Origin of the sequence: Nitrospirillum amazonense, from assembly GCF_007828035.1 — a bacterium.
Classification (GTDB): Bacteria; Pseudomonadota; Alphaproteobacteria; order Azospirillales; family Azospirillaceae; genus Nitrospirillum; species Nitrospirillum amazonense.
The window spans coordinates 211,911-237,840 of record NZ_VITV01000005.1 but is presented as its reverse complement, the minus strand read 5'-3'; the positions used below and the strand labels follow the sequence as shown (position 1 = coordinate 237,840).

At 69.5% G+C, this 25,930-nt stretch carries 25 protein-coding genes; 14 read left to right on the top strand and 11 right to left on the bottom strand.

Annotation, left to right across the window (positions count from 1 at the left end; genetic code table 11):
* Positions 1-60: 60 nt before the first annotated feature.
* The 5 genes from ubiA to FBZ87_RS16175 are packed head-to-tail and all read left to right on the top strand — an operon-like array spanning position 61 to position 3,832.
* A complete protein-coding gene (ubiA, locus tag FBZ87_RS16195; protein WP_145611331.1) occupies positions 61-993 on the top strand; it encodes a 4-hydroxybenzoate octaprenyltransferase in 933 nt (310 codons plus the stop codon).
* Positions 990-1,643 (top strand): class I SAM-dependent methyltransferase, encoded by a 654-nt coding sequence (locus FBZ87_RS16190; RefSeq protein WP_145611330.1) that lies wholly within the window; start codon positions 990-992, stop codon positions 1,641-1,643. Before ubiA ends, FBZ87_RS16190 begins: the two co-directional genes overlap by 4 nt.
* A gap of 56 nt (positions 1,644-1,699) precedes the next feature.
* The gene (locus FBZ87_RS16185; RefSeq protein WP_145611329.1) at positions 1,700-3,229 is read left to right on the top strand and encodes a UbiD family decarboxylase; all 1,530 of its coding nucleotides are present in this window, start codon (positions 1,700-1,702) and stop codon (positions 3,227-3,229) included.
* A gap of 44 nt (positions 3,230-3,273) precedes the next feature.
* The gene (locus FBZ87_RS16180) at positions 3,274-3,513 is read left to right on the top strand and encodes a hypothetical protein (RefSeq protein WP_145611328.1); all 240 of its coding nucleotides are present in this window, start codon (positions 3,274-3,276) and stop codon (positions 3,511-3,513) included.
* Between the two features lie 4 nt (positions 3,514-3,517).
* Positions 3,518-3,832: a type II toxin-antitoxin system RelE/ParE family toxin gene (locus tag FBZ87_RS16175; RefSeq protein WP_145611327.1), complete on the top strand. Its 315-nt coding sequence runs from the start codon at positions 3,518-3,520 to the stop codon at positions 3,830-3,832.
* Here FBZ87_RS16175 and FBZ87_RS16170 read toward each other — a convergent pair.
* Together FBZ87_RS16170 and FBZ87_RS16165 are read right to left on the bottom strand one after the other, a co-directional pair.
* Complete coding sequence (locus FBZ87_RS16170) at positions 3,820-4,578, bottom strand: copper homeostasis protein CutC (RefSeq protein WP_145611326.1); 759 nt, start codon at positions 4,576-4,578, stop codon at positions 3,820-3,822. The two genes, FBZ87_RS16175 and FBZ87_RS16170, sit on opposite strands and share 13 nt — an antisense overlap.
* A 29-nt stretch (positions 4,579-4,607) precedes the next feature.
* Positions 4,608-5,528, bottom strand: a complete 921-nt coding sequence (locus FBZ87_RS16165; RefSeq protein ID WP_145611325.1) for an ROK family protein — start codon at positions 5,526-5,528, stop codon at positions 4,608-4,610.
* Between the two features lie 89 nt (positions 5,529-5,617).
* Here FBZ87_RS16165 and FBZ87_RS16160 point away from each other — a divergent pair, with 89 nt between their 5' ends.
* On the top strand, positions 5,618-6,628 hold the full coding sequence (locus FBZ87_RS16160; RefSeq protein ID WP_145611324.1) for a LacI family DNA-binding transcriptional regulator: 1,011 nt from the start codon (positions 5,618-5,620) through the stop codon (positions 6,626-6,628).
* Here the strand turns inward: FBZ87_RS16160 and FBZ87_RS16155 are convergent.
* The 5 genes from FBZ87_RS16155 to FBZ87_RS16135 all read right to left on the bottom strand — a co-directional run bounded on the left by FBZ87_RS16155 (position 6,625) and on the right by FBZ87_RS16135 (position 10,670).
* Complete coding sequence (locus FBZ87_RS16155; protein WP_186454795.1) at positions 6,625-7,404, bottom strand: transporter substrate-binding domain-containing protein; 780 nt, start codon at positions 7,402-7,404, stop codon at positions 6,625-6,627. The two genes, FBZ87_RS16160 and FBZ87_RS16155, sit on opposite strands and share 4 nt — an antisense overlap.
* Before the next feature lie 147 nt (positions 7,405-7,551).
* The gene (locus FBZ87_RS16150; protein WP_145611323.1) at positions 7,552-8,469 is read right to left on the bottom strand and encodes an isoaspartyl peptidase/L-asparaginase; all 918 of its coding nucleotides are present in this window, start codon (positions 8,467-8,469) and stop codon (positions 7,552-7,554) included.
* Positions 8,466-9,239: an amino acid ABC transporter ATP-binding protein gene (locus FBZ87_RS16145; RefSeq protein WP_145611322.1), complete on the bottom strand. Its 774-nt coding sequence runs from the start codon at positions 9,237-9,239 to the stop codon at positions 8,466-8,468. The genes FBZ87_RS16150 and FBZ87_RS16145 overlap by 4 nt, the downstream gene beginning before the upstream one ends.
* Positions 9,240-9,267: 28 nt before the next feature.
* Positions 9,268-9,939: an amino acid ABC transporter permease gene (locus tag FBZ87_RS16140; protein WP_145611321.1), complete on the bottom strand. Its 672-nt coding sequence runs from the start codon at positions 9,937-9,939 to the stop codon at positions 9,268-9,270.
* The gene (locus FBZ87_RS16135) at positions 9,939-10,670 is read right to left on the bottom strand and encodes an amino acid ABC transporter permease (RefSeq protein ID WP_145611320.1); all 732 of its coding nucleotides are present in this window, start codon (positions 10,668-10,670) and stop codon (positions 9,939-9,941) included. Before FBZ87_RS16135 ends, FBZ87_RS16140 begins: the two co-directional genes overlap by 1 nt.
* Positions 10,671-11,196: 526 nt before the next feature.
* Between FBZ87_RS16135 and FBZ87_RS16130 the strand changes: the two genes are divergently transcribed.
* Both FBZ87_RS16130 and FBZ87_RS16125 read left to right on the top strand, forming a co-directional pair.
* Complete coding sequence (locus FBZ87_RS16130; RefSeq protein WP_145611319.1) at positions 11,197-12,549, top strand: TldD/PmbA family protein; 1,353 nt, start codon at positions 11,197-11,199, stop codon at positions 12,547-12,549.
* Positions 12,550-12,628: 79 nt separating this feature from the next.
* Positions 12,629-13,636, top strand: coding sequence for an alpha/beta hydrolase (locus FBZ87_RS16125; protein WP_145611318.1), 1,008 nt, complete (start codon positions 12,629-12,631; stop codon positions 13,634-13,636).
* Between the two features lie 53 nt (positions 13,637-13,689).
* Here FBZ87_RS16125 and FBZ87_RS30070 read toward each other — a convergent pair whose 3' ends face one another.
* A complete protein-coding gene (locus tag FBZ87_RS30070) occupies positions 13,690-14,415 on the bottom strand; it encodes an RT0821/Lpp0805 family surface protein (RefSeq protein ID WP_145611317.1) in 726 nt (241 codons plus the stop codon).
* Between the two features lie 234 nt (positions 14,416-14,649).
* On the opposite strand from FBZ87_RS30070, the gene FBZ87_RS16115 reads away from it, so the two are divergent.
* Together FBZ87_RS16115 and FBZ87_RS16110 are read left to right on the top strand one after the other, a co-directional pair.
* Complete coding sequence (locus FBZ87_RS16115) at positions 14,650-15,804, top strand: helix-turn-helix domain-containing protein (RefSeq protein WP_145611316.1); 1,155 nt, start codon at positions 14,650-14,652, stop codon at positions 15,802-15,804.
* Positions 15,805-15,853: 49 nt separating this feature from the next.
* Positions 15,854-16,765, top strand: coding sequence for a hypothetical protein (locus FBZ87_RS16110; RefSeq protein ID WP_145611315.1), 912 nt, complete (start codon positions 15,854-15,856; stop codon positions 16,763-16,765).
* A gap of 9 nt (positions 16,766-16,774) precedes the next feature.
* Here the strand turns inward: FBZ87_RS16110 and FBZ87_RS16105 are convergent, their stop codons facing one another.
* The gene (locus FBZ87_RS16105) at positions 16,775-19,015 is read right to left on the bottom strand and encodes a primosomal protein N' (protein ID WP_145611314.1); all 2,241 of its coding nucleotides are present in this window, start codon (positions 19,013-19,015) and stop codon (positions 16,775-16,777) included.
* Between the two features lie 376 nt (positions 19,016-19,391).
* Here FBZ87_RS16105 and fsa point away from each other — a divergent pair, with 376 nt between their 5' ends.
* From fsa to FBZ87_RS16085, 4 genes are all read left to right on the top strand, one after another.
* Positions 19,392-20,072, top strand: a complete 681-nt coding sequence (gene fsa, locus FBZ87_RS16100; protein ID WP_088871978.1) for a fructose-6-phosphate aldolase — start codon at positions 19,392-19,394, stop codon at positions 20,070-20,072.
* 114 nt (positions 20,073-20,186) lie between these two features.
* Positions 20,187-20,897 carry a DUF484 family protein gene (locus FBZ87_RS16095; protein WP_145611313.1) on the top strand — a complete coding sequence of 237 codons (711 nt, stop codon included), beginning with the start codon at positions 20,187-20,189 and terminating at the stop codon, positions 20,895-20,897.
* 127 nt (positions 20,898-21,024) lie between these two features.
* On the top strand, positions 21,025-21,987 hold the full coding sequence (locus FBZ87_RS16090) for a tyrosine recombinase XerC (RefSeq protein WP_145611312.1): 963 nt from the start codon (positions 21,025-21,027) through the stop codon (positions 21,985-21,987).
* Positions 21,988-22,000: 13 nt separating this feature from the next.
* Positions 22,001-22,894: a DUF2167 domain-containing protein gene (locus FBZ87_RS16085; RefSeq protein WP_186454794.1), complete on the top strand. Its 894-nt coding sequence runs from the start codon at positions 22,001-22,003 to the stop codon at positions 22,892-22,894.
* 74 nt (positions 22,895-22,968) lie between these two features.
* Here FBZ87_RS16085 and lpdA read toward each other — a convergent pair whose 3' ends face one another.
* Positions 22,969-24,381: a dihydrolipoyl dehydrogenase gene (lpdA, locus tag FBZ87_RS16080; RefSeq protein ID WP_145611310.1), complete on the bottom strand. Its 1,413-nt coding sequence runs from the start codon at positions 24,379-24,381 to the stop codon at positions 22,969-22,971.
* A 233-nt stretch (positions 24,382-24,614) separates the two neighbouring features.
* The gene (gene odhB, locus FBZ87_RS16075; RefSeq protein ID WP_145611309.1) at positions 24,615-25,850 is read right to left on the bottom strand and encodes a 2-oxoglutarate dehydrogenase complex dihydrolipoyllysine-residue succinyltransferase; all 1,236 of its coding nucleotides are present in this window, start codon (positions 25,848-25,850) and stop codon (positions 24,615-24,617) included.
* Positions 25,851-25,930 lie beyond the last annotated feature (80 nt).

Genomic DNA, 25,930 nt, shown 5'->3' with positions numbered 1-25,930 from the left:
CTTTCTTGACGCCCCTCTTCCCGCTAAGGTCCCTGCAAACACCCGAACAAGGCTTCCCCTATGCCCAGCGAGACCATAAGCGCCGGCCATACCGACATCCGCCAGGGCGACTGGATCGATCGGCATGTGCCCCCCCGCGCCCGCCCCTACGCCCGGCTGGCGCGGCTGGACCGGCCCATCGGCACCTGGCTGCTGCTGCTGCCGGGGCTCTGGTCCATCGCCCTGGCCGCGGAACCCGGCCACCTGCCCAGGCTGTGGCTCATGGTGCTGTTCGCCGTGGGCTCGGTGGTCATGCGTGGCGCCGGCTGCACCATCAACGACATCATCGACCGCAAGTTCGACGCCCTGGTGGAACGCACCCGCGTGCGCCCCATCCCCAGCGGCGCCGTCAGCGTGCCCCAGGCCATCGCCTTCCTGATCGCCCAGTGCCTGGTGGGCCTGGCCGTGCTGGTGCAGATGAACCGGCCCACCATCGTCATGGGCGCCGCCTCGCTGGTGCTGGTGGCCGCATATCCCTTGATGAAGCGCATCACCTGGTGGCCCCAGGCCTTCCTGGGCCTGACGTTCAACTGGGGCGCCCTGCTGGGCTGGGTGGCGGTCACGGGCGAGCTCGCCTGGCCGCCGGTGCTGCTCTACGCCGGCGGCATCCTGTGGACCCTAGGCTATGACACCATCTACGCCCACCAGGATCGCGAGGACGACGTGAAGGTGGGCGTGAAGTCCACCGCCCTGCGCTTGGGCGCCGCCTCCAAGCGCTGGATCCTGGGCTTCTACGCCGGCGCCACGGCGCTGTGGGCGCTGGCCCTGATGGCCGCCGGCGTCCACCCGCTGGCCTACCTGGGCGTGGTCCTGACCGGCGGCATGCTGCTGCGCCAGGCCTGGCAGTGGCGCCCCGAGGACCCGGCCGACAGCCTGGCCGCCTTCCGCGCCGCCCGCGTCGCCGGCTGGGTGTTGCTGGCCAGCATCATCCTGGGCATGGCGGCCGCGTCTTGAGCGACATCGATCGCGCCGCCTTCATCCGCGCCAACACCGCCCCGGAAGCCCCGGCCCTGGTGCCCGAGCTGACGCTGCTGACCGCCACCGAGATCACGCCCCTGTGGCTGGCGACGGAGGAGACGCTGGCGGCCAAGGATCTGCCACCCCCCTTCTGGGCCTTCCCCTGGGCCGGCGGGCAGGCCGTCGCCCGCCACGTGCTGGACCATCCGGAGCTGGTGCGGGGCGCCCGCGTGCTGGACTTCGCCGCCGGAAGCGGCCTGATCGCCATCGCCGCCGCCAAGGCGGGGGCGGCCGCCGTCATGGCGGTGGAGATCGACGCCTACGCCATCGCCGCCATCGGCCTCAACGCCCAGCTGAACGGCGTGGCCGTGACGGCGGTGGAGCGCGACGTGGTGGGCCAGCCCCTGACGGACATCGACGTCGTGCTGGTGGGCGACGTCTGCTACGAGAAACCGATGGCGGAGCGGGTCATGGCCTGGCTGCGCGCCTTGGCCGGCGACGGACTGGTGATCCTGATGGGGGATCCCGGCCGTACATACCTGCCGAAGGACGGTCTGGTTCCCCTGGCCACGTACCGCGTGCCGACGACGCTGGAGCTGGAGGACCGCACCCACCGCGACAGCGTCGTCTGGCGGGTGGAGGCTTGACCTGGCGGGGCCGCATCCGCTCCTTTACCGCCTGACTTCCCACCTGGATATTTCCCATGCCCTACGCCTCCTTGCGTGAGTTCATCGACCGGCTGGAACAGTCGGGCCGCCTGGTGCGGGTCAAGACCCCGGTTTCCACCGTGCTGGAGATGACCGAGATCCAGACCCGCCTGCTGGCCGAGGGCGGCCCCGCCGTGATCTTCGAGAACGTCATCAAGGCGGACGGTACCCGGTCGGAGATGCCGGTGCTGGTCAACCTGTTCGGCACGGTGGAACGGGTGGCCTGGGGCATGGACCGGGAGCCGCACGAACTGCGCGACGTGGGGGAGACGCTGGCCTTCCTGAAGCAGCCGGAGCCGCCGCGCGGCCTGCGCGACGCGTGGGAGATGCTGCCCCTGGTGAAGACGGTCATGGCGATGCGCCCGCGTACGGTGGGCAGCGCGCCCTGCCAGGAGGTGGTGCTGACCGGCGACCAGGTCGACCTTGGCCGCCTGCCCATCCAAAGCTGCTGGCCGGGTGAGCCGGCCCCCCTGATCACTTGGCCCCTGGTGGTGACGCAAGGCCCCACCGCCAACGACCGGGACGGCATGGCGGAGGATCGCTTCAACCTGGGCATCTACCGCATGCAGGTGCTGGGGCGCGACCGCACCATCATGCGCTGGCTGAAGCACCGCGGCGGGGCCCAGCACCATCATCGCTGGAAGGCGGCCGGCAAGCGCGAGCCCCTGCCCGCCGCCGTGGTGCTGGGCGCCGATCCCGGCACCATCCTGGCCGCCGTGACCCCGGTGCCAGAGACCCTGTCGGAATACCAGTTCGCCGGCATGCTGCGCGGCAAGAAGGTGGACCTGGTCGATTGCAAGACCGTGCCGCTGAAGGTGCCGGCCCAGGCGGAGATCGTCCTGGAAGGCTACGTCTCGCTGGACGAGTACGCGGACGAGGGCCCCTATGGCGACCACACCGGCTATTATAATTCGGTGGAGAAGTTCCCCGTCTTCCAGGTCACGGCCATCACCATGCGCCGCGACCCCATCTACCTCTCCACCTTCACCGGCCGGCCGCCGGACGAGCCGTCCGTGCTGGGCGAGTCCCTGAACGAGGTCTTCATCCCCCTGCTGCGCCAGCAGTTTCCGGAGATCATCGATTTCTGGCTGCCGCCGGAGGGCTGTTCCTATCGCATCGCCGTCGTCTCGATGCGCAAGGCCTACCCGGGCCACGCCAAGCGGGTGATGATGGGCGTGTGGTCCTTCCTGCGGCAGTTCATGTACACCAAGTGGGTGATCGTCGTGGACGACGACATCAATGCCCGGGACTGGAAGGACGTGATGTGGGCCGTGTCCACGCGCATGGACCCGGCACGAGACATCACCGTCATCGAGGGTACGCCCATCGACTACCTGGACTTCGCCAGCCCCGAGTCCGGATTGGGCGGCAAGGTCGGCCTGGACGCCACCAACAAGCTGCCCCCCGAAACCCACCGCGAATGGGGCGAGAAGATCGCCATGGACCAGGGCGTGGTGGAGGAGGTCAGCCGCAAATGGGCCAGCTACGGCCTGCCGGGGAGTGGCAAGCCGATCTGGCGGAAGTGAGGCATCCACTGGCGCAACGGCAGCCCACGGCATATGCTGGGGGCATGGCTGAAACCATCATCCGTACCACCGTCGACAAGCTGTCAGACGAACTCGCCCCCTTCGCCGGCAACCGCCGCGTCGAAGTGCGAATCATTGACGCGACGGAGGAAGAGGCGGAAGCCCATATTCGGGCCATACTCCAGGCCAGAGCATCAGATGGGCAAACACCTATCCCGGCGGAAAAGGTGTTCGGTGACCTGAAAGCCCGCTTGCTCGAAATGAAAAAGGCGCAGGCTCAGTGAGCCTATGCCGAGAGCCTTCTTCCATCCCTTGGCTGAGCAAGACCTGAAGGACATCACTTATTTCATCGCCCAGGACGACGTGGATCGTGCGCTCGCGTTCGCTGAAGAACTTGAGGCCATCTGCCAGAAGCGCGCTCTTTTTCCCGCCGCCGGAAAGGCTTGCGACCATCTTCTGTCTGGCGGCCGTTGTTTCCCTTACAAGAACTATATCATCTACTACCGCTCAGTCCCCAAACTGAACGCGATCGAAATTCTCCATATTCTTCATGGTGCTCGCGACCATGAACGCATCATGCGGGACGAGCATTACGGCCACTGATCGGCCTCGATGTCCCGGATCGCCGCCGCCAGCCACATGACCGTCGCCGCGTCCGTCTCCCGCGCGCCGGGCTGGACGAAGCCGAAGTGCAGCAGGTGCTGGTCCACCACCGCCGGGGCCATGCCGCAGGAGGCGTGGACCTCGGCCACCCCGGTCTGGCGGATGAGGTCGACGGCGTTGTCGGGGGTGACGCCGCTACCGGCCATGATGCTGATGCGGCCCTGGGCATGGTCCACCAGCTCGGCGATGGTTTCCGCCCCCTCGACCGCCGTGCGGGCGCAGCCGGAGGTCAGCACCCGTTCGAACCCCAGTTCGATGGCGATATCCAAGGCCTCGATGGGGTCGGGGGTCAGGTCGATGGCCCGATGCAGGGTCATGCCCAGGCCGCCGGCACGGTCCACCAGGATGGACAGGGCGGCCGCGTCCAGTTCACCGCTGGGCAGGCTGGCGCCCAGCACCACGCCGGATAGGCCCAGGGCCCGCGCCGTGTCGATATCATCCCCCATGACGTCCAGGTCGGCGGGACCATAGACGAAATCACCCGGCCGAGGACGGATCATGGCGTAGGCGGGCCGCCCGCTGGCCGCCGCCAGCGCCATCAGTCCGCGCGACGGCGTCAGGCCGCCCACCACCAAGGCAGCGCACAGCTCCAGCCGGTCGGCCCCCCCCTTGATGGCGGCGGCCACCCCCGCCGGGCTGTCCACGCACACCTCAAGCCGCACGCGATTCGTTTCCGCCCGGGTCATGCCCTCCGTCCCCCTCAAGCCTTGTTCCATTATCGGTTCCGTTCCAGCCACCGCGCGCCCAGGATGGCCGCCCCCAGCATGCCGGCCGCTCCGCCCAACCCCGTGGGCACCAACAGTGGCGTGCCCGTGCGGCGCAGGATACGGGCGCGCACGGCGGCGTCCAACGCCGAAACAAGGGCGGCGTCGGAGGACAGGCCGCCGCCCACCGGCACCAGGCCCGCACCCACGGCGTTCACCACCACCGCCAGGGGATCGGCAACCAGATCGACATAGATATCCATCGTGCGCGTGGCGTCGCGGTCGCCGGCATGCCACGCCGCCGTCAGCGCCTGGCTGTCCAGCCGCACGCCGTGCAGGGCGTGGTGCAGGCGCTCCAGCCCCCGGGCGCCGCCAATGGTGTCGACGCAGCCCGCCTGGCCACAGCCGCAGGGGAGGCGGGCCAGGGTGACGCTGGGGTCGCCCGCCACCTGCTTCACCACCGGCCCGTGGCCCCATTCCCCAGCGCCCGGCACCAGGCGGCCGTCCACCACCAGGCCGCCGCCCACGCCCGTGCCCAGGATGATGCCGAAAACGGTGTCCTGGCCGCGCGCCGCCCCCACCATCGCCTCCGCCAGGACGAAGCAGGCGGCGTCGTTGCCCACCACCACGGGACGGCCGAGCGCCGCCGTCAGGTCGGCCACCAGGGGCGTGCCCGTCAGGCAGGGGATGTTGGCGCAGCTGGCCAGTCCCGTCGCGGGGTCGATGTCACCGGCCAGCGCCAGGGCCACCGGCGCGTCCTCGGGCCCTGGCGCCTGATCGATCAGGCTGGCCAGCGCCTGGACGAAGGCGGCGCGGTCGCGGGCCGGCGTCGGCACCCGACCGACACGGGTCAGCGCCCCTGTCACCGCGACATCTGTACTGGCTGTCCCCAGGGAAATGTATGACCCGCCGATATCGAAACAGTATATCAAGATTGAAATCTTCTTTCGTTAATGTGCCCGGTTTTATAGGAAACCGCCGGCACCTTATCGGCGTTGGGAAAGAATGGGGAATGGTTGGGATGGACGGGAACGGAACCGACAAGCTGTGCGCACCCCTTCCAGCCAACCCCACCATCAGCGACGTGGCCGAACGGGCCGGCGTGTCGCGGGCGGTGGCGTCCCGGGCGCTGTCTGACGAACAACGGCCGGTGTCGGCGGAGAAAAAGGCGCGCGTGCTGCAGGCGGCGCAGGAGCTGGGATTCCGCCCCAACCTGCTGGCCCGCAGCCTGACCACCAAAAGCGTCAACTTGGTGGCCGTCGTCGTCAACCACATCCATGACCTGAGCGACCTGGATCTGTTCGATCCCCTGCTGGCCGCCGTACAGAACATGGGCAAGCAGGTGATTTTCATCCGGGTGGGCTCCAGCGACCGGGTAGAGTCCTTCCTGCGTACCGGCGTCGCCTATCACGTCGATGCCGCCATCGTCTTTTCCGATTTCGCCGATGCCGCCACCGCCCGCACGCTGTTCCGCAGCGACCAGGTGCTGATGCTGAATGGCAGGCACGATGACGACTCCCCCGCCGTCATCCCCGATGAGCGGGTGGGCATCGCCGAAGCCATGGCCCACGCGGCACGCCAGGGGGTGAAGAGCGCCGCCCTGGTGACGGGCCGCCTCACGTCCGTCCTGGAGCAGGCGCGCATCCGCTTGTACCACGCAGCCCTGGCGGCCCAGGGCATCCGGCTGACGGCCAGCCTGCAGGGCGACTATTCCTATGCCAGCGGCCACAAGGCGGGGGAGGAGCTGGCGCTCACACCCCGTCCGGACGCCATCTTCTGCACCTCCGACGCCATGGCCATGGGCGTGCTGGACCGCCTGCGGGCGGACTTCCCCCAGGGCCGCGCCACCACCACCCGCCTGTATGGCTTCGACAACCTGTCGCTGACGGATTTCGACGCCTATCCCATTTCTTCCATCGGCTATGACAAGCAGGCCTATGTGGCGGCGGTCATCGCTGTGCTGACCGGTGCGGCCACCGGCCCCTGGCCCCTGACCCTGCCCACGCGCTTCCATCCCCGGCTGACCGCTTAACCGGCCGACAGCGCCGGTACGGCCGCGTCCCGGCCCCACCATTTGCGGTAATTCGCCTCATATGCCCCGGACTTGATGTAGTCGGCGACGAAGCCGTTCAGCCAGCGTAGGAATTCCGGATCGCCCTGGGCCAGGCCAATGGCGATGGGCGCGTTGGAATAGAGGTCGGGCAGTATCTTCAAAGTGGGATAGACGCTGGCCAGATAGTCCATCATGGATGAATCCTCGATGCCAGCGTCCACCCGCCGCTGCACCAGCAGCAGCACGCCATCGGGCGCGAAGCTATCGGTGTGCACCAGCTTCGCCCCCGGCACCGCCTGGCGCAGGAAGGTCTCCCCTGTCGTGCTGCGGCCCACCACCACCCTCTTGCCCGCCAGATCCGACAGCTGGTTGATGCCGGCGCTTTTCTGGACGATGACGCGCAGGCCCGCGCGGTTGTAGGGGATGGTGAAGGCGATGGTCTTGGCGCGTTCCGCCGTGGCCGTCAGGTTGGCCACCGCCACGTCGATTTGGCCCGACACCAGCATGCTGACCCGCGCGTCGCCGGAAACGTCGGTGTATTCCACCCGCACCCCCAGCTTGTCCGCCAGGCGCTTGGCCACGTCCACGTCATAGCCGGCGGGCGCGTTGCGGTCGTCGCGGAAGCCCACCGGTTCCCCACCCAGCGACACCCCCACGCGCAGCACGCCGCGCTGGCGGATATCCTCCAGCTTGCCGGCCCAGGCGGGCGTCACGACCAGGAGGGCGGCGAGCATGAGCAGCAGCTTGCGCAGCATGAGAATTCCTTATGCGATCCTCGGACGCCGGACGCCGCCATCCGGCGACTTGGCTTCCTCCGTTTCCAGTCCACCGCGTTCCCCGAAAACCTCCGGCGGACACAGTCGTGTCCGACAGCGGCGTGAGCCGCGTCCCATGCCGCTGGGTTAAACCGTGCGGGCAGTGCGTTCCTCAGGGGCGGACAGCGACGGATCCCAATACCAATAGCGGATGGCGGGACCGCAGCGGAAGCTGACCACCTCATGGTTGCCGTGGGCGTCCAGCGCGTGGATGACCACGCCGGCCAGGAAGCCCCCGCGCAGCTCCGCCAGGTCCGCCACCGCCAGGTCCACCGCCTCACGCAGGGATTTGCCCAGTTGCAAGGCCAGCACGATGGACCGCGCCGTGCCGCAGCGCACCGTCATCTCCCCCGTGTGGGTGCAGGCGGCGGCGCCGAAGCGGCTGTCGGCGTAGAAGCCGGCACCGGCGACGGGTGAGTCACCCAGACGGCCGGGGTACTTCCACGCCCAGCCCGAGGTGCTGGTGGCCGCGTGCAGGTCGCCGCCGGCATCCCGGCCCAGGAAGACGGTGGTGTCGCGCACCCGCTCCGGATCGGTGATGGCGCGGCTGAGCGGCGCCAGCGGGATGTTGGGAAAGGCGGCGAGGTCATCGGGCGGCAGCTCCTTCTCCAGCCGCGCCCACCACACCCGGCGCGAATCCTCCAGCAGCGTCGGTTCCACGTCGAACCCGCACTCCAGGGCGAAGCGGCGGGCCCCGTCACCGGTCAGCAGGGTGTGCGGCAGGCGGCGCATGACCTGCAGGGCCACCGCGCTGGCCGGGATGACGTCGCGCAACGCTCCGACGGCCCCCACTTGGCGGGTGCCGCCGTCCATGACCCCGGCATCGAATTCCATCTCCCCCAACATGTTGGGCCACCCGCCGTAACCGACGCTGCGCACCGTCGCCTCACGCTCCACCCGCGCGATGCCGGCCACCAGGGGGTCGGGGCCCCGCTCCCCCGCCCTCAGGCGATCGACGGAGGTCTGGAACCCGGGCCAAGCCTCGGAATTTGCGATCAACATCATGCGGGAATCTCAGCAAGGGGGGCGGCGGGCGCCATCTTGGACAGGAATTGACGGATGCGCGGATGGGCCAGGCCCCCGTCCGCGGCGAAGAACTGGTCCGTGGGCAGGTCGACGATCAGGCGCCCCTGGTCCAGGAAGACGATGCGGGTGGAGATGCGCCGGGCGAATTCCACCTCATGCGTCACGAACAGCATGGCGGTGCCGGCCCCTCCTGGTTGACGGGTCGCCAGTTTCCCCAGGATGGCCAGCACCTCCGCCGTCATCTCGGGATCCAGCGCGCTGGTCACCTCGTCCAGCAGCAGGTAGCGCGGATTCATGGCCAGTGCCCGGCAGATGCCCACGCGCTGACGCTGCCCGCCCGACAGCTGGCCTGGATAGGAGTCGGCCTTCCCCGCCAGCCCCACGCTGGCCAGCAGGGCGCGGGCCTGACCGTCCACCTCCGCCTTCGGACGCTTCAGCACAAGTTCCGGCGCCAGGGTGATGTTCCGCAGTACGGTCATGTGGGGGTAAAGGTTGAACAGCTGGAACACGGTGGCCGACAGGCGGCGTGCCTGGGCCAGCTGGCGCGGGTCGGCCACGTCCAGCCCGTCCACGGTGATGCGGCCGCCATCCAGTGTCTCCAACCCGTTGATGCAGCGGATCAACGTGCTTTTGCCCGACCCGCTGGACCCCAGGATGGTGACCACCTCCCCCGGCGCCACCGTCAGGCTGACCCCGTCCAGCACCGTGTGGGCGCCAAAGCGCTTGACCACGCCCTCCACCGCTATCATGCCGTCATCTCCCTAAAGCCCCAGCCCCCTAAAGCCCAAGCGGGGCGGCATGGGCGCGCAGCCGCCGTTCCCATCGATTGCCCAGCAGTGTCAGCGTCTTGGCCGCCGCAAAATACAGCACGCCCACCAGGGTCCACACGGCGAAAGGACGCAGGGTGCGCAGGTTCAGGATGTCACCGGCCTTGGTCAGGTCGACCACCCCGATGACGGAAACCAGGGAGGTCACCTGCAGCTGGTTGACCGCCAGGCCCACCAGCGGCGCGACCGCGAAGGCAAGCGCCTGGGGGCCCAGGATGTGGCGCACCAGCTGGACGCGGCTGAGGCCGAAGGCGCGCGCCGCCTCCACCTGGTCGCGGCCCACGGCATCCAGGCCGGCGACGGCGATGAAATAGACGAAGGCCGCCGTGTTGGCCGACAGGGTCAGGCCCGCGGCGAAGACGGGCGTCAGCGGCTGGTGGAGCAAGGCGGGCACACCGAAGAAGACCAGGAACAACTGCACCAGCACGGGTGAGTTGCGCAGCAGTTCCAGGCCGGTATGCAGCAGGGTGCCCAGCGTCGGCACACGGAAGTGGCGCAGCACTGCCGCGGCCGATCCCAGGACCAGCCCGATGAGGAAGGTGCCGGCGAACAGACCAAGGCTGACGCCCAGCCCCTGGGCCAGCAAGGCGCCGTCATGCCAGGTGAAGCCGGCGTGCCGCATCAAGCCGTCCCCCCCATCGCCCCATGGGCCACCCCGGGGGCCGCCCCATGAATCACCCCAGGGGCCGCCCCGTTATCCGCCATGTGCCGGTTAAGGCGCCGATGCAGGGCGTCGATTCCCAGCGACACGGCATAGGTCAGGCCGGCGTAGGCGGCCAGCAGGAAGGCGTAGACCTCGAACGGGCGGTAGGTTTCCGACGCCACGCCCCGGGCCGTGCCCGTCACCTCATCCAGCGTGATCATGGACAGGATGGAGGAGCTGAGCACCAGGTTCACGAAGACGGAACCCAGGGGCCGGATGGCGGTGCGCAGGGCGATGGGCAGGACGATGCGGCGGATGATGGCGAGCCGGGATAGGCCGCCGACCTTCGCGGCCTCGACCACCCCAGGCTCGATCGCCAGGATGCCGCTGCGCACCACGTCGCTGCCATAGGCGCCGCCCACCAGGCCGAGCGCCAGCACCCCGGTCCAGAAGGCGTCGATGTACACGCCCACCTCGGGCAGGCCGTAAAACAGGAAGAAGACCTGCACCACGAAGGGCACATTGCGGAAGACGTCGACATACAGCCGCGCCAATCGCCCGGCCCAGCCGCGCCCCACCGCCAGCACCCCTAGCGCGGCGGCCAGCGAAAAAGCGGCGGCGATACCCAGTGCGCACACCTCCGCCGTCAGCCAGGCGCCCGCCAACAGCGTGTCGAGATGGGACGTCAGCACCGTAGGGTCGAAGGGCAAAGGCGATTCCTGTTGGTGAAATCGGTTTCAGTTCTAGGAGCGTATCACCCGCACCGTCCTCAGCACCATGGGGAATCCACGTCGCCGATGCCAGAAAAGAAAACAGGGCCACGGGGTTGGCGCCCGGGCCCTGTAAGGTTGATGGACTACTTCCGGGAAGAAACCCGAAAGGTTGACCGAACGAACCGGGGCGGCAGATCCCCGTAGTGGTCCATTCGACCGACCGAATGCGTCAGGCGGGGCAGCCTTCGCGCATTGGTCTGGGGAACCTAGACCCGGTCGGTAACAAACGGATGTCACTTGTTGATAGGCTAAGAAACAAATCGTTGCAATTGTGCTTTCAGTTACCTTTCAGAAACATTTCCGGCTATGGGCCGGCTTTTCCACCGCGCGAACGCCTTCACTCAAGGTCAGGCTTCCCCCGGGGCCCCGCCACCTGGCAAGCTGGCACCGAATGCCCACATGTGGCCTTGCCCCTTTGGTTTGCCCTGGGGGACCGTGACCTAAGCCTGGAGCTTGCGCACCCATGCCCCCCCTGCCCCCCGACGCCACCGCCGCCGGCATCCTGGACGACCTGCTGACCCTGGCGCGCAAGGCCGGCGCGGATGCCGCCGACGCCCTGCTGGTGGACAGCGCCGCCATGTCCATGAGCCAGCGCCTGGGCAAGCCGGAGGAGGTGCAGCGCGCCGAATCGGGCGACCTGGGCCTGCGGGTGTTCGTGGGCAAGCGCCAGGCCATCGTCTCCTCCACCGACCGCAGCCCGGCGCTGCTGAAGGAATTGGCGGAGCGGGCGGTGGCCATGGCCCGCCTGGTGCCGGAAGATGATTTCTGCGGCCTGGCCGATCCCGACAGCCTGGCCCGCGATTGGCCGGACCTGGACCTGTGCGACCCATCCGAGCCGGTGGCCGAAGATCTGCTGGCTCAGATCGCGGAGCTGGAGGAGACGGCGCTGGCCGTGCCCGGTGTCAGCAATTCCGAAGGGGCGGACGCCGGCTGGTCGCGCTCCACCGTCACGCTGGCGGCCAGCAACGGCTTTTCCGGCGGCTACAGCGTCAGCCGCCGCAGCCTGTCCGTTTCTGTCCTGGCGGGCAGCGGCACGGGCATGGAGCGGGACTACGACTATCATTCGGCCATCTATGCCGGTGATTTGGAGTCGCCCGTCACCATCGGCCGCCGCGCCGGTGAGCGGGTGGTGGCCCGCCTGAACCCGCGCAAGGTGGCGACCCAGGCCGTGCCCGTGGTGTTCGACCCGCGCGTGGCCGGGGGTCTGGTCAGCCACCTGACGGGCGCCATCTCCGGCGCCGCCATCGCGCGCGGCACCAGCTTCCTGAAGGACAAGATGGGCCAGGCGGTGTTCGCGCCCGGCATCACCATCGTGGACGACCCACACATCCGCCGCGGCCTGCGCTCCAAGCCCTTCGATGCCGAGGGACAGGCCAACGGCCGCCGCAACCTGATCGACGGCGGCGTGCTGACCACCTGGCTGCTGGACTGCCGCTCCGCCCGCCAGCTGGGCCTGGCCTCCACCGGCCACGCGTCGCGCGGCACCGGCGGCCCGCCCGGCCCCAGCGCCACCAACGTCTATCTGGCGCCGGGCGAGGAGACGCCGGAGCAGTTGCTGGCCGACATCCGCCAGGGCTTCTACGTCACCTCGCTGATGGGCAGCGGCGTCAACGGCATCACCGGCGACTACAGCCGGGGCGCCTCGGGCTTCTGGATCGAGGACGGCAAGATCGCCTTCCCGGTGGCCGAGGTCACCATCGCCGGCAACCTGAAGGACATGTACCTGACCCTGCGGCCGGCCAACGACCTGGAATTCCGCCACGGCGTGGACAGCCCCACCCTGCGTGTGGAAGGCATGACGGTGGCCGGCACCTGACGCGGGCTGGCATTCCCGCCGCCCTCTCGGCTAAGTTACCGGTAACAGAAACGGAACAGCCTTGAGGGAGGCAGCCCCCATGACCTTCACCCTGAACCGCCGCGGCCTGGCCCTGGCCGCCGTGGCCGGCGCCGTCCTGGCGCAGTCCGCGAAGGCGGATGGCACGCCCGCGACCGACCTGGTGCAGCTTTCGCGCCAGCGCCGCGACCCGGAGGTGCTGCTGCCCCTGTGGCCCGGCACGCCGCCGGGCGGCGAGGGCGTGACCGTCAAGGACATCGTCACCGACCATGGCCCCGTGGGCGGCCCTCCCGACCGCTCGGCGGATGGCGTGTCCATCCCCACCCTGGCCTTCTTCCGCAGCGCCAGCCCCGGCCCGCGCGCCACCATCCTGGTCATCCCCGGCGGCGGCTACTCCAGCGTGTGGTTCGATAAGGAGGGTTATGAGATCGCCCGCTGGCTGAACGCCACCGGCCTGCACGCCGCCGTCCTCACCTACCGCCTACCGGCGGAGGGCTGGAAGAACGGTGCGGATGTGCCGCTGCAGGACGCGCAGCGCGCCATGCGCCTGCTGCGCGCCAAGGCCAAGGCCTGGGCGGTGGATGGCGGCCGCATCGGCATCATCGGCTTCTCCGCCGGCGGCCACCTGGCTGCCAGCCTGCTCACCCGCCACGACGCCACCGTGTACACGCCGGTGGACGACGCCGACAAGCTGCCGGCCGGCCCCCAACTGGCCTGCCTGGCCTATCCCGTCATCTCGATGGATGAGTCGCTGACGCATCCGGGCTCGCGCCAGCATCTGCTGGGCAACAGCCCGTCGGCCGAACAGGTAAGGGCCTATTCGCCGGACCAGATCGTGCGGACGGGCACCTGCCCCACCTTCCTGTTCCATGCCGCCGATGACGACGCCGTCCCCGTGGGCAACAGCCTGGCCATGTTCCAGGCCCTGCGCCGCCAGAACGTGGCGACGGAAATGCACATCTTCGAATCCGGCGGCCACGGCTTCGCCATCCGCGACACGCCGGGCCGTCCCGCCGAACCCTGGCCGGATCTATACCGCCGCTGGTTGAGCCGGCATGGGTTTGTGTGAGGTTTGCAGTAACGGCGGCAGGGGGAGTCCTGCCGCCGGTTCGCTGACGGTGTTTAATTCACGATCTTCCACTGGCCGTCGGGCTGCCGGCAAGCGGTGCCGGTGACGGTCTGCTTGCGGCCGCCCACGGTGGCCACGCTCTGGTATTCGCGGCAGTAGTTGTCGGCCGATTCCTGCCAGGTCTTGACCGGGGTCATCTGATAGCGCGCACCGTTGTCGGGGTTGTTCCAGACGATCTGTTGGCCGTCCGGCGCCTTTTCCATGGCCTGGGCGAAGCAGCCCTCGTCACTCTGGTCCATGCTGTTGAAGGCGGCGTTGCCGGCCAGGGCGCCCAGCAGCACGCCGGCACCGGTCATGGCGGCCTTGCCGCCGCCGTGGCCGAACTGCGAACCGGCCAGGCCGCCCAGCAGCGCGCCTACCACCGTGCCGACGTTCAGGCCGACAGCGCCACGGTCGCAGCGGCCCTCATCGATGCCCACGTCGGCGGCGTAGAACTCCCGGTAATGCGGGGAGCGGCGGTCAACGTAACGGGGCGGCGGGCCCCGGTGGTCGTCGCGCCAATGGTCGTCCCCGCGATGCTCATCGCGCCAATGATCATCGTCCCGGCGGTCGTCCCCCCGGCGGTCATCGCCACGGTGGTCGTCATGCCAATCCCGGTCCCGGTAGCGATAGCCGGACGCCTCCGCCCAGGGCGGCGGATCGGCCCAGGCCGGCAGGGTGGCGCCCAAGGCCACGATGGCGGTCGCGGCGGCGGCGATGAGACGGGAAGAGCGCTTCATGATGGCCCTCATTTCTTCCGATGCTTGGGTGACGGCATGTCACCGATAGGGGTCGTATCAGCGACATTATGACGCCGATCGTGGCGACCATGGGGCAGCCCGAGGGGGCGCGTCATCTGTCCTTCCGGTGTAGCTGGCCGGTGTAGCTGACCGGTGTAGCTGGCCGGTGTAGCCAGAAAAGCCTGCCCTTCCAGCCGGCGGCCGGACTGTCCTAGACTGACGGACGGAGGGGCCATGATCCGCTTCGGTCCGTGGAGCACGATATTGGGCATGGCCGCCGGGTTCGGCGCGCTGGTGGCCCTGCTGTTGCTGAACGCCCCCGGCAACCGCGTGGCGAACCGCCTGCTGGCGGCCCTGCTGGGCGTGGCCGTGCTGCGGCTGATGCCCTATGTCCTGGGCTTCGCCGGCTTCTACGACGCCTATCCCTGGCTGTCGTTCGCACCCTTCAACTTCGCGCTGGCCACCGGGCCGCTGCTGTACCTCTACGTCTGCCGCCTGGTGACACCGCGCCTGTCGCGCGGATGGTTCTGGCATTTCGCGCCGGCGGCCCTGAACCTGCTCTACACCCTCTGGGCCTTCTCCCTGCCGCTGGATGACAAGACGCGGTGGAACGATGCGGTGCATGCCCGCTGGATCGACCCGGTGCAGACCTGGGCGGGCGCCCTGTCGCTGATGCTCTATTTCCTGGCGGCGGCCCGGTTCCACGCGCACTACGGCCGCTGGCTGGCGGGTGCCGTCAGCAATCCCCGGGAACGACAGCCGCCCTGGCAGCGGACGCTGCTGCTGGCGCTGGGCTTGTGGCTGGTGGTGACGGTGGCCTTCGACGCCGTCGACACCCTGGTGGCACCGCTCAGCTACTACGACCGCTTCCCCCAATACCTGGCGTTCGCCGCCATTGTCCTGACCCTGGGGCTGGAGGGCTGGCGTCATGCGGGACGCGCTTATCCGCCCATGGGACCGACGGGGCCGGAGCCGGAACCGCCTCGGCCGCGCGGGCGCGACTGGACCGAGACCGCCACCCGGTGGCAGGCCGCCATCCGCCGTGAAGGGTGGTGGCGTGAACCGGGCCTCACCCTGGCCGAGGTCGCCCAGCGCCTGGGCACCAATGAGACCTACCTGTCCCGCGCGCTCAACCAGGGCCTGGGCCACACCTTCAGCGCCCTGGTCAACGGCCTGCGGGTGGAGGCGGTGCAGGCCCGGCTACGCCAGGCGGAACCGGGGGACCTGCTGTCGGTGGCGCTGGACTGCGGCTTTGCGTCCAAGGCCAGCTTTAACCGGGTGTTCCGCGACCATACCGGCATGAGCCCCAGCGCCTGGCGCGCGGCTCAAAAGGCGGAAAACGGCGGATTTACGGGAAATGAGGCGACGGTGGGCGGCGATGGCGGCTAGCTGGGGTTCCGCGCCGGAAAGGGTCCCGGCACAACCCCAGAGGTAACCGATGCGCCCCTCCCGCCATCTCATCCCCCTGCTGCTGGCCGGTGCTTTGGCCGGTTTGTCCACGGCCCATGCCGATGAGCCGCCGCGTTCCGCCCCCCTCCCCTTCCGCTTCGCCTTGGTGGAGGGGCGGATGATGGTCTTGTCCAACGACGGGCAGCCGGATGCGCCGCCGCCCGGGTCTGAAGTCACCGCCATCAATGGCGAGCCCGTGCCCTGGGGGCTGTCCCGCCTGGACCAGGCCATCGCGCCGGCCGACCACTGGCCAGCCCCGGGCGGCGCGCCCGAGCGGTGGTCCATCCAATGGAAGCGGTTGGGCGACAGCCGGCTGACGCAATCGGATCTGGCGCCGGCCGCCACGCCATCGCCACCCATCGCGGCCGTCCCCGGGGTGAAGCGGCGACAGCCCTTCGACACGGTGATCGATCTGGCCGGCGGCGTTGACGGTGGGGACCGGACGATGGCGGCGGGCGCGGCGCGCCTTGGGGCGGCCCTGTCGGGCGCCTGGGCCGGCACGCTGGATTACCGGGACTATGGCAGCGACCGTCGCGTCATACTGCCAACGCGGCTGACGGCCTCCGCCGGCCTGGTGCCCGTGCTGGCCTTCACCTTCGATGACGGGCCGGGCAAGACCGTCCATTCCCGCGAGACATGGTCCCTGGATCCCACGACCTGGTGCATCGCGGAGACCGCCAGCCACTGCTACCGTGTGGTGGCGTTCCGGGCGGGGCCCGGGCCGGACGACATCACCCTGGTGGCGGATGGCGCGGGGGAGGAAAACGGGCGGCCGGTCAGCCTGCGCCTGGTGCTGGCCCGCCGGGGCGCCACCCTGTCCTTCAGCACGACCAGCGCCCAAGCCGGGCAGCTACCCCTGTTGCGGCATGCCTACTGGCTGACGAAGACCGGGCCCGCATGAGGCGGCCCCCTACATGAAGCTGTAGGGGTCGACGTCCACCTGCACCCGCACGGCCGCGGGGATGGGCACGGACCCCAGCCAGGTCTGCAGCAGCGGCTGCACCGCCACCCCGCGCGCCGTCTTCAGCAGCAGGCGCCGGCGGTGGCGGCCGCGCAGCAGGGCCAGGGGTGCCGGGGCGGGCCCCAGCACCTGCAGGTCGTCGCCCTGCGGCGCCGCGCGGGCCAGGTCGCGGGCCAGCTTGTCCACCTGGCGCTCATCCTCGCCGGAAATGATCAGGGCCGCCAGCCGGCCGTAAGGCGGCAGGTCCATGGCCCGGCGCTGGTCCGCCTCCGCCGCCAGGAAGGCGTCGCGGTCATGGGCGGCCAGCGCCTGCATCACCGGATGCTCCGGCATGTGGGTCTGCAGGAAGACGCGGCCCGGCCGGCTCTCGCGGCCCGCGCGGCCCGCCACCTGGTGCAGCATCTGAAAGGTGCGCTCCGCCGCGCGCAGGTCGCCGCCGCCCAGGCCCAGGTCGCCGTCCACCACCCCCACCAGGGTCAGCATGGGGAAATGGTGGCCCTTGGCCATCACCTGGGTGCCGATCAGGATGTCGACCTTGTGGGCCCGCACCTCCTCGATCACCGTCTGGATGGCGTGGGGCCCGACCAGGGTATCGCTGGTCATCAGCGCCACCCGCGCGTCGGGGAACAGTTGCGCCACCTCCTCCGCCACGCGCTCCACCCCCGGGCCGCAGGCGACGAAGGAATGCTCCGCCTCGCACGACGGGCAGGTTTCAGGCAGGCGATCGGTGTAGCCGCAGTGGTGGCATTGCAGCCGGCGGCTGAGGCGATGCTCCACCAGCCAGGCGGTGCAGTTGGGGCATTGCAGGCGGAAGCCGCAGCTGCGGCACAGGGTCAGCGGCGCGTAGCCCCGGCGGTTCAGGAACAGCATCGCCTGCTCCCCGGCCGCCAGCGTCTCGCCCATCGCCTGCGTCAGGATGGGGGACAGCCAGTGGCGGGCCGGCGGCCGGCTGTCGGGCCGGCGCAGGTCGATCAACGTGACCTCGGGCAGGCTGGCGCCGCCGTGGCGGGCCGGCAGATCGATGCGGCCATAGCGCCCCGTTTCCGCATTCGTCAGCGTCTCCAGGGACGGCGTGGCGGAGACCAGGGCCACGGGGATGCCGCCGAGGAAGGCACGCGCCACCGCCATGTCGCGGGCATGGTAGATGACGCCGTCCTCCTGCTTGAAGGCGGCCTCATGCTCCTCGTCCACCACGATCAGGCCCAGGTCGGGATAGGGCAGGAACAGGGCGGAGCGCGCGCCCACCACCACCGGCGCCTCGCCATTGGCGATGGAGCGCCAGGCGGCGCGGCGATGGGCGCCGGCGAGGTCGGAATGCCATTCCACCGGCCGCACCCCGAATCGCCGGGCGAAGCGGTCCAGCCATTGGCTGGACAGGGCGATTTCCGGCAGCAGCACCAGGGCCTGGCGGCCCTGTTTCAGGCAGGCGGCGATGGCCTCGAAATAGACCTCGGTCTTGCCCGAGCCGGTGACCCCGTCCACCAGGGTGGCGGAATAGGCGCGGGCATCCACGGCGGCGCGCAGGGCGTCGGCCGCCGCCGCCTGGTCGGGGGACAGCTCCGGCCCGGCCCTGTCGGCGTCGGGGATGGGCGGGCGCGGCTGGGCACGCAGGGCAACGGGTGTCAGCAGGCCCGATTCGGCCAGGCCCCGGATCACGCCGATGCCGCAGGCGGCGTCGCGCGCCAAGTCGGCCGGGGTGCGGGGCGGCCCGTCCTCCTCCATCAGCGCCAGCACGCGGCGGCGCGCGTCCGTCATCTTGAAGCCCGGCGGCGGCGAGTCGCCCGACGGCAGATAGGCCAGCAGCTGCTTGGGATCCTCCAGCGCCGCCGACACGCTGACCGCCATGCGCAGCACGGAACCGGGCGCCGAAAGGGTGTAGGCCGCCACCCAGTCGACGAAGCGGCGCGACACCTCGGGCATGGGCGGCAGGTCGAAACGGCGGATGACCGGCTTCAGGCGGTTGGCCGCCACGCCCGCCTCCCAATTGTCCCCTGGACCGCCCACGGCCCAGACAACACCGAAGACATGGCGGGGGCCCAGCGGCACCTCGACATAGGCGCCGGCCTCCAGCTCCATGTCGTCGGGGACGCGGTAGTCATAGGGGCTGGCCAGCGGCAGGGGCAGCAGGACGCGCACCCGCCGCACCGGTGGGGCCGCCGTCTCCATCCCGCTTGCCGTCAACAGATCCATGGCCTTGCTGTTACCACTGGGCACCCCCTGGGCGCCACCGTTCCCTATATGGTCTTATGCCAGCGGCATTTGACCGTGGCCGGTCAAATGCCGCCCTCAGGCGCCGGGCGCCCGCATCCGCGGGCTTGGCTATCCTCGGTTTCCAGTCCGCTCCGCTCCCCAGAAACCTGCGGCGGACGCGGTCGCGTCCTACACCGGCATGAGACAGGGTTTCATGCCGGTGGTCCCCTATAGTGACGGCTGCCACCAAGCGCGCATGCCCCCCATCCCCGGCCCCGCCATTTCAGCCCGTGCACCGGGGTACGGCCTCCGCTAGAGTGCCGGCCAACCCGGGGGCGGGCCCCGGTCCTGATCCAGATCCTGAGGGCATTCCCCCATGAAGTTCTTCGTCGATACCGCCGACATCAACGACATTCGCGAGCTGGCCTCCACCGGCTTGCTGGACGGCGTCACCACCAACCCGTCGCTGGTCGCCAAGTCCGGTCACAGCAGCTTCATCGACCTGATCGCCGAGATCTGCGACGTGGTGAAGGGCCCCGTCAGCGCCGAGGTCGCCTCGACCGATTTCGAGACCATGCTGAAGGAAGGCAAGCACCTGGCCAAGATCGCCCCCAACGTGGCGGTGAAGGTGCCCCTGACCCCGGCCGGCCTGAAGGTCTGCCACCATCTGTCGCAGGAAGGCACCATGGTCAACGTGACCCTGTGCTTCTCCGCCGCGCAGGCCATCCTGGCCGCCAAGGCCGGCGCCACCTTCGTGTCGCCCTTCGTCGGCCGCCTGGACGACATGGGCCAGGACGGCCTGAGCCTGATCGAAGAGATCGTCACCATCTATGACAATTATCCGGACTTCACCACCGAGGTCCTGGTCGCCTCCATCCGCAACCCCATCCACGTCACCCAGTCGGCCAAGATGGGCGCCCACGTGGCCACCATGCCGCCCTCGGTCATCCGTCAGCTGTTCAACCATGTGCTGACTGACAAGGGCCTGGCGCAGTTCGTTGCGGACTGGGCCAAGACCGGGCAGACTATTCTGGATCAGCCGCTGCCGACCCGCTGATCCCTGTCGCGTTCCAGCGGATGCCTGACCGGTCCGCCCAGCGATGGGCGGGCCGGTTTGCGTTTGAACCCATGGGACCGCCGGGCGAGCCGGCCTGAAGGGAAGAACCAGCATATGGGCGGCAAGACACCGCACAGCGCCTTGAGCGATGCCCTGACCGCGGAGGATGTGGCGACATACCTGCGCGAGACCCCGGATTTCCTGCAGCAGCATCCCGACGTGGTTCACCACCTGATCCCACCGCCGGAGAACCGGGGCAACGGGGTCGCCGACCTGCAGCACTTCATGCTGCTGAAGCTGCGGCGCGAGGTGGCCGACCTGACGGCCCAGCAGGAAGAGCTGATCGCCACCGCCCGCGCCAACATCAACAACCAGAGCCGGGTGCACGCCGCGGCCCTGTACCTGATGGACGCGCAGAGCTTCGAGCACCTCATCCAGACCATCACCACCGACCTGGCCGTCCTGCTGGACCTGGACCTGGCCTGTCTGGTGATGGAACAGCCGGAGGACAGCCGCCTGGTCCTGCATGCCGAGCGCAGCGGCCTGCAGCTGGTAGAAACCGGCGCCATCAGCCAGTGGATAGGCAAGCGCGACATCATCCTGCGCGGCAACATCCAGGGCATGGCCGAGATCTACGGCCCCGCCGCCCCCATCGTGCGGTCGGAAGCGCTGGTGCGCCTGCAGATCGCCCCCGACGCCCCGGCGGGCCTGCTGGCCTTCGCCTCGCGCGACGCCGACCTGTTCCACCCCGGCCAGGGTACCGAACTGCTGAGCTTCCTGGCCCGGGTGGTGGAGCGGTGTATCCGGAACTGGTTGACTCTTTGAGTTGCCTCAAGCGTCGGCGGGGCACCCGCCCCTTGGCTTGTCCTCGCTTTCCAGTGCGCTGACGCTCCCCGGAAAGCTCGGGCGGCCCCAGTCGGGGCCTATATTAAGGTGCGCTAGAGAGATCATCATGACCAAGCCCCCCGCCCTGGGATATTCCTGCGCGCCCGATGTGGCGGCAGCGCTGGAGGAGTGGCGGCGCTGGCTGACGTCGGAGAAGACGGCCTCGCCCCACACCTTGCGGGCCTACCAGGGCGACGTCGCCGCTTTCCTGTCCTTCCTGACGGAGCATCTGGGCCGGGCGCCCAGCCTCAACGACCTGGGCGGGGCGAAGCTGGGCGACTTCCGCGCCTGGCTGGCCGACCGCGCAAGCGAGGGCGCCATCGCCGCCAGCCGGGCCCGCGCCGTTTCCGGCGTGCGCAACCTGTTCCGCTGGCTGGACCGGTCGGGCCGGCTGCACAACCCCGCCATCGGCCTGCTGAACGCCCCCAAGGTAAAGCGGCCCATGCCCCGCCCCCTGACGGTGGATGACGCCGGCACCCTGCTGGAGGAGGCGTCAGACATCCCGCAGGCGCCCTGGGTGGGCTTGCGGGATCGCGCCCTGTTCACCCTGCTGTACGGCTGCGGCCTGCGCATGGACGAGGCCTTGCGCCTGACCCGGGCCGAAGCGCCGCTGGACAGCGACACCCTGCGGGTCACCGGCAAGGGATCGAAGCAGCGCGACGTGCCCGTCCTGCCCGCCGTGCGCCAGGCGCTGGCGGCCTATATCGAGGCCTGCCCCTACCCGCTGCCTGCCGGCGGCCCCCTGTTCCTGGGCGTACGCGGCGACCGGCTGAACGACCGGGTGGCGCGCTTGGCCATGCAGACCCTGCGGCAGTTGCTGGGCCTGCCCGACACGGCCACGCCGCACGCCCTGCGCCACAGCTTCGCCACCCACCTGCTGGGCGGCGGCGCCGACCTGCGCGCCATCCAGGACTTGCTGGGCCATGCCAGCCTGTCCACCACCCAGCGCTACACCGATGTGGACGCCGAGCAGCTGCTGTCGGTCTATGAGACGGCACACCCCCGGGCCCGACGCGGCAACCGCTCTTGAGGACACTGGCCCCATGCGGCTGATGAGATTGCTGGCCCCGCTGCTGTGCGCCGCCCTTTTGAGCGTCACCCCGCCGGCCGCCGCCACGGATGAGACCCCGATCTCGCTGGCGGACAAGGCCGTCACCCTGACCCCCAGCCCCGCCTTCCAGTACGTGGCCGGCGCCGACACCCAGGGCTTCCTCAGCCGGCACTGGCAGGGGCGCCCCTTGGCCGGCGGTGCCGGGCTGGGCCTGCTGGTGCCGGTAGGGTCAGCCCCCCAGCCCGCCTGGCTGGTGGCCCTGAGCTATGACGGCAGCGGCCACGTCAGCGACCTGGATGCCGGCCGGCTGGACGCCGACGCCCTGCTGTCGGCGTTGAAATCCGCCGACAGTGGCGGACCGCGCCTGGCGGGCTGGGCCCAGCCCCCCGTCTACGACAGCGCCAGCCACACGCTGATCTGGGCCACGCGGCGCCAAGCCGACGGCGGGGCCGTCGATGGACTCGATTACCACGCCCGCCTGCTGGGCCGGCGCGGCGTGCTGGGCCTGGACATCGCCGCCCGCATGAGCGACCTGCCGGCCATCGAGGGCCAGATGCCGGCGCTGCTGTCCATGGTGCGCTTCACCCCCGGCAACGGCTATCGCGACTATGTGCCCGTGGCCGACCAGTCCGTCACCCTGGGCCTCAGCGGCCTGGTCGCCGGCGATGCCCTGGTGAAGGGCGGCCTGCTGGACCATCTGTGGAATGGCATCCGCAGCCAGAACTTCATCTATCTGGTGGCGGTGCTGATCATGATGTTGGGCGCGCCGCGTCTGCGCCGCTATTGGGGGCCGAAGCCGCCACCGGCGCGGGACCAGGCTCCGCCCATCCCGCCCCCACCGCCCAAGCGCGAGGATTATGACGGCCCCAAGGGGCCCTGGTCGTGAACAAAGAGGGCCCTGAATGCAAAACGGCGCCGGGGGTGACCCGGCGCCGTTTCCGCATTCCCGGATGGGAAAGCTTACATGTGGATGGTGCGGCCCAGCACGCCCAGGGCCGCTTCCTTGATGGCCTCGGTCAGCGTGGGGTGGGCGTGGCTGGTGCGGGCGATGTCTTCGGACGAGGCGCCGAATTCCAGGGCCAGGGCCAGCTCCTCGATCATCTCGCCAGCCGAGGCGCCGATGATGTGCGCGCCCAGCAGCTTGTCGGAATGGGCGTCGGCCAGCAGCTTCACGAAGCCCTCGGTGGCCTGCATGGAGCGGGCGCGGCCGTTGGCGGTGAAGGGGAACTTGCCGACCTTGTAGTTGACGCCCTCGGCCTTCAGCTGTTCCTCCGTCTTGCCGACGGCGGCGATTTCCGGCCAGGTGTAGACCACGCCCGGGATGGCGTCGTAATTGATGTGGCCGGACTGGCCCGCCATCACCTCGGCGCAGACCACGCCCTCTTCCTCGGCCTTGTGGGCCAGCATGGCGCCGGCGATCACGTCGCCGATGGCCCAGATGCCGGGCACGTTGGTGCGGAAGTGGTGGTCGGTCTTGACGCGCTTGCGCTCATCCAGCTCGACGCCGACCTTGTCCAGGCCCAGGCCCTCAGTGTAGGGGCGGCGGCCGATGGCCACCAGCACCACGTCGGCCTCGATGGTCTCGGCCGTGCCGCCGGCGGCGGGCTCCACCGTCAGGGTGACGCCGGTGTCAGCAGCCACGGCCGAGGTGACCTTGGTCGACAGCTTGAAGGTCAGGCCCTGCTTGCCCAGGATGCGTTGGGACTGCTTGGAGACCTCGCCATCCATGCCGGGCAGGATGCGGTCCAGGAACTCCACCACCGTGACCTGCGCGCCCAGCCGCTGCCAGACGGAGCCCAGCTCCAGCCCGATGACGCCGCCGCCGATGACCACCAGGCGCTTCGGCACGCCGGCCAGATCCAGGGCGCCGGTGGAGGAGACGATGCGCTTCTCGTCGATGGTCACGCCCGGCAGGGGCATGACGTCAGAGCCGGTGGCGATCAGGATGTTCTTGGTGGTGACGGTCTCGGTGGCGCCGTCCTCCTTGGTCACCGTCACCTGGCCCGGGGCGGCGATGCTGCCCTTGCCGGTAAAGCGGGTGATCTTGTTCTTCTTGAACAGGAATTCCACGCCGGTGACGTTGGACTTAACCACGTCGTCCTTGTGCTTCATCATCGTCGGCAGATCGAGCTCCACGCCCGAGACCTTGACGCCGAAATTGCCCAGGGAGTGGGACGCTTCCTCGAACTTCTCGCTGGCGACCAGCAGGGCCTTGGAGGGGATGCAGCCCACGTTCAGGCAGGTGCCGCCCAGGGTCTTGCGCATCTCGACGCAGGCGACCTTCATGCCCAGCTGGGCCGCGCGGATGGCCGCGACGTAACCGCCGGGGCCGCTGCCGATAACGACGAGATCGAATTGGGTTTCGGTGGTCATGTTTGGATTCCCTCAGGCGCCGGGCGGAGGTTTCAGTTAGCCTCAAACGCCGGCGGGCCATCCGGCCCTTGGCTTATCCTCGCTGCGCCCTGCGGTGCTCGCTGCGGCGGACGCGGTCGCGTCCTAGTCGCTGCGCTCCGTAAAGTATGGCGCTGGAGGCTTTGGCGCTGATTGTGGATTAAGTGGTCAGGCGGTCAGCAAACGGGGGGCCGTGGGGCCCCCCGTCCGTCGGATCAGACATCCAGCAGGATGCGTTCCGGGTTCTCGATGCATTCCTTGACGCGCACCAGGAAGGTCACGGCCTCGCGGCCGTCGATGATGCGGTGATCGTAGGACAGGGCCAGGTACATCATCGGGCGGATGACGATCTGGCCGCCGACGACCATGGGACGCTCCTGGATCTTGTGCATGCCCAGGATGCCCGACTGCGGGGCGTTCAGGATGGGCGAGCTCATCAGCGAGCCGTACACGCCACCGTTGGAGATGGTGAAGGTGCCGCCGGTCATGTCCTCCATGGACAGCTTGCCGTCGCGGGCCTTCTTGCCCAGCTCGTTGATCGACTGCTCGATCTTGGCGAAGCCCATCTGGTCGGCGTCGCGTACCACGGGAACCACCAGACCGGACGGCGTGCCGACGGCGACGCCGATGTCGTAGTAGTTCTTGTAGATCAGATCGGTGCCCTCGATCTCGGCGTTGACGGCCGGGATCTCCTTCAGCGCGACCAGGCAGGCCTTCACGAAGAAGGACATGAAGCCCAGCTTCACGCCGTGCTTCTTCTCGAACTGGTCCTTCAGCTCGTTGCGCAGCTTCATCACGTTGGTCATGTCCACCTCGTTGTAGGTGGTCAGCATGGCCGCGGTGTTCTGGGCGTCCTTCAGGCGGGCGGCGATGGTCTGCCGCAGGCGGGTCATGCGCACCCGCTCCTCACGATCGGCGCGGGCGCGCGGGCCGGCCGGGGCCTTGGCGATCGGGGCCGGGGCGGCGACGGGGGCCGGGGCGGCCTTCGGCGCGGCCAGGTGGTCGATCACGTCACCCTTGGTGACGCGGCCGTCCTTGCCGGTGCCGGCGATGGTGGCCGGGTTCACGCCGGCGTCGGCGGCGATCTTGGCGGCGGCCGGCATCACGCCGGCGGCGCCGTTGCTGGCGGGGGCGGCAACCGGGGCGGCGGCCGGCGCCGGGGCGGCGGTCTTGGCCGGGGCCGGAGCGGCGGCGGGGGCGGCCGCGGCGGCGGCGCCCTCGGTGATCACGCCCAGGACGGCGCTCACGCCCACGTTGGCGCCCTCGGCGGCGCGGATTTCGCCCAGCGTGCCGGCGGCCGGGGCGTTGACTTCCAAGGTGACCTTGTCGGTCTCCAGCTCCACCAGCGTTTCATCCGCCTTGACGCTGTCGCCAACCTTCTTCAGCCACCGCGCGACCGTCGCTTCCGACACGGACTCGCCGAGGGTGGGCACCAGGATTTCCGTCGCCATGTTTTTGGGACCTTGGTTCGTTTCTAACAAAGGGTTTCAGAATAAAATCATTCCGGGGCCGCAACGGGCCCCGGAACGTC